This is a genomic window from Allobosea sp. TAB14 (assembly GCF_052113865.1).
Lineage (GTDB): Bacteria > Pseudomonadota > Alphaproteobacteria > Rhizobiales > Beijerinckiaceae > Allobosea > Allobosea spartocytisi.
This window is the reverse complement of record NZ_JBFRDQ010000200.1, coordinates 1-7,190: the sequence shown is the minus strand read 5'-3', so window position 1 is coordinate 7,190 and position 7,190 is coordinate 1. Positions and strand designations below refer to the sequence as shown.

Genomic DNA, 7,190 nt, shown 5'->3' with positions numbered 1-7,190 from the left:
CGCGTTGCCCTACGAGGTCGACCAGGCGCTGGTCGATTTCGGCTTCAAGATGGGCCCCTTCGCCATGGCCGATCTCGCCGGCAACGATATCGGCTGGCGCTCGCGCAAGGCGCGGGGCCTGAAGGCTCCCGTCGCGGATGCGATCTGCGAGGCCGGCTGGTTCGGGCAGAAGACCGGGCGCGGCTATTATCTCTACCCGCAGAGCGCGCGCGCCGGCCAGCGCTGCCCGGAGGTCGAGGCGCTGATCCAGCGCATCTCGGCCGAGCAGGGCGTGACGCGCCGGGCCTTCTCGCAGGCGGAGATCCTGGCACGGCTGCTCGACCCGATGGTGAACGAGGGCGCGCGTATCCTCGAAGAGGGCATTGCGGCGCGGCCGGGCGACATCGATGTCGTCTGGATCAACGGCTACAACTGGCCGGCCTGGCGCGGCGGGCCGATGTACTGGGCCGACGGCGTCGGGCTCGACGCGATCGCCAAGCGGTTGGAAGCCCAGGCGGCCGAGAGCGGCGACAAGGCGTTGGAGCCGGCACCGCTGCTCAAGCGCCTCGCGGCCGAAGGCAAGGGATTCGCCAGCCTCGATAACGCGGCTGGCTGAAGCCTCCCACTCTGGAATGGCCATGCGCAGCGCTGTCGAAAACCCGCCGGCCGGCTATTGACCCTCCCGCCGCGAAGGAACAGAAGGGGCCGTTTGCGAACTTGACAGGTGCCTCGTCTCACGCCGCGCGCGGCGAACGATGGCGCTCAGACCGGAGAAATCGACGCCATGGCCAATCTGTTCACCGCCGCCGACCGGTCGGTCCTCGCGCGCGAAGCGGCCAAGATGTTCCTCGAAATCAATGCGGTCCATTTCTACAAGGACAAGCCCTTCGTCTTCACCTCCGGCTGGGCAAGCCCGGTCTATACCGACTCGCGCAAGATCATCTCCTATCCGCGCCTGCGCTCGGCGCTGATGGATTTCGCCGCCTCGACCATCGTGCGCGATATCGGCTACGAATCGATCGACAATATCGCCGGTGGCGAGACCGCCGGCATTCCCTTCGCCGCCTGGATCGCCGAGCGGCTGATGCTGCCGATGCAATACGTCCGCAAGAAGCCGAAGGGCTTCGGGCGCAATGCTCAGATCGAGGGCGAGGTCGTGGTCGGCGCGCGCACGTTGCTGGTCGAAGATCTCGCGACGGACGGGCGCAGCAAGGTCAATTTCTGCCAGGCGCTGCGCGATGCCGGCGCCGTCGTCGATCATTGCTTCGTGCTGTTCTACTACGACATCTTCCCGAAGAGCCGCGAGCTCATGGCCGAGATCGGCGTGAACCTGCATTATCTGACGACCTGGTGGGACGTGCTCGCGGTCGCCAAGGAGAGCGGCCATTTCGAGCCGAAGGTGCTGGCCGAGGTCGAGAGCTTCCTGAACGACCCGGCGAGCTGGTCGGCCAGGCATGGCGGCATCTCCGAGTTCGGCCAGGAGAAGTCGGCCTGACGCGGATGGAGCCGGGCAAGCCACTACGCCTCGATGCCGGCCGCCGCGTTTTGCACGACGGGACCGGGCGCTGCTTCGATCCGGCGGCCCGCATCTGGGGTGCCGGGGCCGAGGTTTCCGACGATGTGGCGATCTCTCCCACCGAGGCTCTGCGCTGGCTGCAGCGGGAGAGCGGCAAGGCCGTGCGTGTCCCCGTCGCGGTGATCGGGACGCGGACGCCGACCGCATCGCAGGCCGCCATGGCCGAGCATATGGGCGCCCTGCTCGCCGGGCACGGCGTCACGGTGCTCTGCGGCGGCCGCTCGGGCGTGATGGAGGCGGTCTGCCGCGGCGTCGAGGGCGCCGGAGGATTGTCGATCGGTTTGCTGCCTGACGATGAGCCGGCGGCGGCCAATCCCTACGTCACCGTGCCATTGGCGACCGGCATCGGCGTGGCGCGCAATGCGTTGATCGCGCGGGCGGCCTTCTGTCTCGTCGCTATCGGCGGCGGCTACGGCACCCTGTCGGAAATCGCCTTCGCGCTTCAGTTCAAGCGGCCGGTCTTCCTGCTCGATGGGGCGCCGGCGGTCGAAGGCGCGGTGCGCTGCGCCGATGCCGAGGAGGCGCTTGCGCAGGTCGCGCGGGTTTTTCTCGCGCTCTGAGGTGAACGGCATATCGCCCGGTTGACGCGGCAGCCGGTGCCGCTCCACCCTCCGGCGCGATGCTTCGTGCCGGGCCTTCTGTCCCCGGCGGGGGCGGATGAGCGGATGGAGATCATGGCAGCAGCTTCCCCGACGGTGGTTTTCGATGTGGGCAACGTGCTGATCCGGTGGGATCCGCGCCTGCTCTACCGGGACCTGATTCCCGATCCGGAGCGGCTCGACTGGTTCATGCAGAATGTCTGCACCGCCGCCTGGAACATCGAGCAGGATCGCGGCCGCTCCTGGGAAGAGGCGGTGGCGTTGCTGGTGGCTGAGCACCCGGAATGGGAGCGCGAGATCAGGGCCTATGACGAGCGCTGGCATGAGACCGTACCCGGCATCATCGAGGACAGCGTCGCGACGCTGAAGGAGCTGAAGGCGCGCGGTGACAAGGTCTACGCCATCACCAATTTCTCGCGTGAGAAATGGGCGGAGAGCCTGATCCGCTTCCCCTTCCTGCAATCCTTCGACGGGGTCGTGGTCTCGGCGCATGAGCGGCTGATCAAGCCGGACCCGGCGATCTTCCACGTGCTGCTGGAGCGCTACGGCCTCGCTGCCGGCGACTGCATCTTCGTCGACGACAGCGCCAAGAACATCGCCGCCGCCGACGGTGTCGGCATGCGGACGGTGCATTTCGTCGAGCCGATCGATCTGCGCGCAGCGCTGCGGGAGCGCGGATTGGCGCTCTGACCGTCGCGACAAAATTTTCGGGAGGAACGCATGGGCGATGGGCAAGCGAAGGGGCGCGGCATCGCCGGCGGCCTCACCAATTACGGCGACCCGGATTTCGCGGCCTATCTGCGACGCTCCTTCGCGCGCTCGATGGGCTATTCCGACGAGGCGCTGGCGCGGCCGATCGTCGGCATCGCCAACACCTATAGCGGCTTCAACAACTGCCACCGCCACTTCCCGGAATTGCTGGAGGCGGTGAAGCGCGGCGTGCTGATGGCGGGCGGGCTTCCGCTGGAATTCCCGACGATCTCGCTGGGCGAGGTCTTCCTCAATCCGACCAGCCTCAAATTCCGCAATTTGATGGCGATGGACACCGAGGAGATGATCCGCGCCCAGCCGATCGACGCCGTGGTGCTGATGGGCGGCTGCGACAAGACCGTGCCGGCGCAGCTCATGGCGGCGCTCTCCGCCAATGTGCCGACGGTGCAGCTCGTCGGCGGGCCGATGTCGACCGGGCGCCATCGCGGCGAGCGCCTGGGCGCCTGCACCGATTGCCGCCGCTTCTGGGCGCGCTACCGCGCCAGCGAGATCGACGCCGCCGAGATCGAGGCCGTCGAGGGGCGGCTCGCCACCACCGCGGGCACTTGCGCGGTGATGGGAACGGCCAGCACGATGGCCTGCATCGCCGAGACCCTGGGGCTGGCGCTGCCGCGCTCGGCGGCGATCCCGGCCGTTCATGCCGACCGGCTGCGCTGCGCCGAGGAGAGCGGCCGGCGGGCGGTGGAACTGATCGGCACCCAGACGCTGCGGCCGCGCCAGATCGTCACCGAAAAGGCGATCGAGAATGCCTGGCGGGTGCTGCTGGCGATCTCGGGCTCGACCAACGCCGTCATCCATCTGACCGCCGTCGCGCGGCGCGCCGGGGTCAAGGTCGACCTCGACCGCCTCAACCGGCTCTCGGACGAGACGCCGGTGCTGGTCAATCTGAAGCCGGTCGGCGCCAATTACATGGAGGACTTCTTCGCGGCCGGCGGCGTGCCGGCGGTCCTGCGCGAATTGCGCGACCTGCTGCATCTCGATGCGCTGAGCGTGACCGGCAAGACGCTGGGCGAGCTCATCGATGCGCCGTTGGTCGAGGCGCTCGATCGCGGCGTCATCCGGTCGCGTTCCGAACCGGTCGACCCCGATGGCGGCCTCGTCGCGGTTTTCGGGACGCTGGCGCCGCGCGGCGCGATCGTGAAGCGGGCGGCGGCCGAGAAGCGCCTGCTGGAGCATGAAGGCCGCGCCGTCGTCTTCGCCTCGCTGGAGGATCTCGCGGCCCGGATCGACGATCCCGACCTCGATGTCGAGCCCGATGACGTGCTGGTGCTGCAGAATGCGGGGCCGCGCAGCAGCGCGGCGATGCCGGAAGCCGGCTATCTGCCGATTCCGCGCAAGCTCGCGGCGCGCGGCGTCAAGGACATGGTCCGTATTTCCGATGCGCGCATGTCCGGCACCGCCTATGGCGCCATCGTCCTGCATGTCGCGCCGGAAGCGGCTGTTGGCGGGCCGCTCGCGCTGGTGCGCAATGGCGACCGGATCAGGCTCAGCGTTTCCGAGAGGCGGCTCGACCTGCTGGTCGATGAGGCGGAGCTGGCGGCGCGGCGCGCGGCACGGCCGCCTGCGGTCGAGGTCGAACGGCGCGGCTACGACAAGCTCTATGACAGCCATGTGCTGCAAGCGGACGAGGGCGTCGATTTCGATTTCTGCTGACGGCGCCGTCAGAGCCGGATCGCGACGCTACCCGGCAGGTCGGCTGCGCCATGGCTCGACATCACGACGATGCTGTCATCAAGACGCTCGACGAGGCGTGCCAGGATGCGCTGCCCCTGATCGGCGCGCAGATGCTCGGTCGGCTCGTCGAGCAGGATCAGCGGCTTCGTCGAGAGCCAGGCGCGGGCGAGGTTGAGCCGCTGCGCCTCGCCGAGCGAGAGCATGTCCTGCGCGATCCAGCCGTCCAGACCGCCGGCGGCATCGATGCGATCGGCCATCTCCACAGCTTCGAGCGCCTGCCAGAGCTCTTCGTCGGGGAGGGCGGGCGCGAAGAGATTGGCCCGCACCGTGTCCGTGAGGATCGCGGCGTCATGCGGGCAGAACATCGCCATCCTGCGCCGGTCCTCGGCCGATAGCGGGCCGGTCTCGCTCTCCATGCTGTCCTGCCCGATCCAGCCGGCGATCTGCTTGAGCAGGCTGGTCTTGCCGGCACCGCTCGCGCCGGTGAGGATCGTCGGCCGACCGGCCGTCAGCGCGAGCGTGAGCCTGGCGCCGAGCGGGCGCCCGTCCGGGGCGCGGCGCTGCATCGACGTGTGGAGGGCTGTGAGCCCTGCCGGTGACCGTGTCGGAGAGTGCGCCGGTTGCGTCGCTGTGCCGATCCAGCGCTCGATCTCCGCCTTCGCGGCCCGGCGGCGCAAGGCGGCGACGACCATGCGCGAGGGGCCTTGCGCCGTCTCGGCGAGCGCGACCCAGGAAAAGGCGAGGAAGGCCGGGATCAGCAGAGCCTCGCCCCGCGCGCCGGCGAACCAGGCCGCGGCGAAGATGCTGACGCCGGCGACGGGGCCAAGCAGCGAGGCCAGCGCATCGAGGCCGGCCTGAGCGAGCCGCAGGGCGCGCTGGGCTTCCTCGGCTTGCGAGAAGCGGCCGAGCGCATCGGCGCAGCGGCCGGCCCAGGCTTTTTCCGCTTGCAGCGGGACGGCCGAGGTCAGGGCCGCCCCGAATTGCTGCGCGGCCTGGCGCCGTAACAGGCGGGTTTGCGCCCATGAGGTGGCACCGGCTCGCGCGAGCTGCTGCGCCATGGCGCCGAGCGCGCAGAGCAGCGCGATGATGGGGGTGAGAGCCAGCGGCGCGACGAAAGCGGTCGCGATCAAGGCGCCGATCAGGCCGGCGGCGAGGAGAAGGGCCGGGAGATCGGCCCGCAGCCGGGCGAAGTCGAGATCCTCGACATCGTCGAGATAGTCGGCGAGACGCGCCTGATCGGCGAGCTGCCAGCCGGCACCGCGCACGGCCGGGGCCGCGGCCATCGCCTCGAACAATCCGACCCGATGCGTCGTCTGATCCGCCAGCGCCGCGTGGTGGCCGGCGAGGCGCTCGCCGTAGCGTGCCGCCGTCCGGCCGACCGCGAAGAGGCGCACCAGGGCTCCGGGGATATGGAAATTGAAGCTGTAGGCGGCGCTTGTGAGCCCCGCAATGGCGACCGAGCCGAGGAACCAGGCCGACAGCCCGCCCAGCAGGACACCGCATAGCAGCGCCGCGGCGGCAAGCATCCCGGCATAGCGCCACAGCTTGCGAGCGGCGGCGCCGCGCGTTGCCGCGTTGTCCGTCATGCCGCTTCCTCCAGAGAGGCGGTCGCATCGAGCGCGATGCGCCGATCGGCCAGCGCGATCAGCTCGGGGTCGTGGCTCGCGACGATGACGAGCCGGCTGTTCGCCATGTCGAGCAGGGCGCGGCGCACCGCATCGGCCGTCGCCGGGTCGAGCTTGGCGGTCGGCTCGTCGGCGATGACCGTGCGCTGGCTGACGAGCGCGCGGGCGAGCGCAATCCGCAGTCTCTGGCCGCCGGAGAGATTGGCGCCGCCCTCGCCGATACGGGCCACTAGGCCGCCGGGCAGTAAGGCGTCGTCAAGCAGGCCGATGCAGGCTGCAGCCTCGCGCTGGCGGGTCGGGCAGGGCGCGTCGAGCCCGTTGCCGATGGCCTCGGCCAAGGTGCCGGTCGCGACGAAGCTGTCAGTCGCGATCCAGACGCAGCCCTGCGGCATTGTCCATGGCGAAGGCGTCGGCCCCGCCTCGATGCCGGCGAGCCGGCGCAGCAAGGTCGATTTGCCGGCCCCGCTCGGACCGGAGACGACGAGGAGGCCGCTGGGCGGCATCGTCATTTCCGACAATGCCCGCTCGACCGCCGGCAGGGCCGGCGTGAGAGCATGTTCGGCGTCGAGCAGCTGGTCGAGCGCGGCCGCGGCGGCGAGCCCCTCGGCCTTGGCGTGGTACTGCTCGGAAAAGCGGCGGAAGGGCGCGAAATAGTCCGGCGCGATCATCAGGATGAAGAGGCTCTGCCAGAGTTCGAGACCGGAAAAGCCGGGAATCGTGGCGAGCCCGAGATGGCCGAGGCCGAGGAAGACGGCGAGCATCGCGATCGAGAGCGAGGCGAAGAAGTCGATCAGCCCGGCATTGATGAAGGCGATGCGCAGCACGCCCATGGTCTTGGCCGTATAGGCGTCGAGGCGGATGGCGAGCTTGGCCTCCTCCCCTACCAGTGCATCGTTGGCGAGGATGGTCGGGAGCGTGCGGATGCGGTCGGCGAACTGGCCGGCGAGATGGCTGAAGGCCTTCTCC

Annotated in this window: 7 protein-coding genes; 5 read left to right on the top strand and 2 right to left on the bottom strand. The window is 69.5% G+C overall.

The annotated features are described in order from the left end of the window. The 5 genes from AB4Y99_RS23290 to AB4Y99_RS23270 form a co-directional block, all read left to right on the top strand. Positions 1 to 595 (top strand): 3-hydroxyacyl-CoA dehydrogenase family protein (locus AB4Y99_RS23290; protein ID WP_441524996.1); only part of this gene is annotated, 595 nt, incomplete at its 5' end. Between the two features lie 168 nt (positions 596 to 763). After that, entirely contained in the window at positions 764 to 1,474 is a 711-nt protein-coding gene (locus AB4Y99_RS23285; protein WP_038363505.1) for an orotate phosphoribosyltransferase, read from the top strand. Between the two features lie 5 nt (positions 1,475 to 1,479). Beyond that, positions 1,480 to 2,115, top strand: a complete 636-nt coding sequence (locus AB4Y99_RS23280) for a TIGR00725 family protein (RefSeq protein WP_441524995.1) — start codon at positions 1,480 to 1,482, stop codon at positions 2,113 to 2,115. A 114-nt stretch (positions 2,116 to 2,229) separates the two neighbouring features. Further along, entirely contained in the window at positions 2,230 to 2,844 is a 615-nt protein-coding gene (locus tag AB4Y99_RS23275) for an HAD family hydrolase (RefSeq protein ID WP_038364309.1), read from the top strand. A gap of 30 nt (positions 2,845 to 2,874) precedes the next feature. Then, positions 2,875 to 4,578: an IlvD/Edd family dehydratase gene (locus AB4Y99_RS23270; RefSeq protein ID WP_441524994.1), complete on the top strand. Its 1,704-nt coding sequence runs from the start codon at positions 2,875 to 2,877 to the stop codon at positions 4,576 to 4,578. A gap of 8 nt (positions 4,579 to 4,586) precedes the next feature. Here AB4Y99_RS23270 and AB4Y99_RS23265 read toward each other — a convergent pair whose 3' ends face one another. Both AB4Y99_RS23265 and AB4Y99_RS23260 read right to left on the bottom strand, forming a co-directional pair. Next, positions 4,587 to 6,185, bottom strand: coding sequence for an ATP-binding cassette domain-containing protein (locus tag AB4Y99_RS23265; RefSeq protein WP_441524993.1), 1,599 nt, complete (start codon positions 6,183 to 6,185; stop codon positions 4,587 to 4,589). Beyond that, on the bottom strand, positions 6,182 to 7,190 hold a 1,009-nt coding region (locus tag AB4Y99_RS23260), incomplete at its 5' end, for an ATP-binding cassette domain-containing protein (RefSeq protein ID WP_441524992.1). The genes AB4Y99_RS23260 and AB4Y99_RS23265, both read right to left, overlap by 4 nt.

Coding starts and splice junctions, on each gene's coding strand:
- AB4Y99_RS23285 (WP_038363505.1), top strand. CDS start 764: ATGGCCAATCTGTTCACCGCCGCCGACCGGTCGGTCCTCGCGCGCGAA.
- AB4Y99_RS23280 (WP_441524995.1), top strand. CDS start 1,480: ATGGAGCCGGGCAAGCCACTACGCCTCGATGCCGGCCGCCGCGTTTTG.
- AB4Y99_RS23275 (WP_038364309.1), top strand. CDS start 2,230: ATGGCAGCAGCTTCCCCGACGGTGGTTTTCGATGTGGGCAACGTGCTG.
- AB4Y99_RS23270 (WP_441524994.1), top strand. CDS start 2,875: ATGGGCGATGGGCAAGCGAAGGGGCGCGGCATCGCCGGCGGCCTCACC.
- AB4Y99_RS23265 (WP_441524993.1), bottom strand. CDS start 6,185: ATGACGGACAACGCGGCAACGCGCGGCGCCGCCGCTCGCAAGCTGTGG.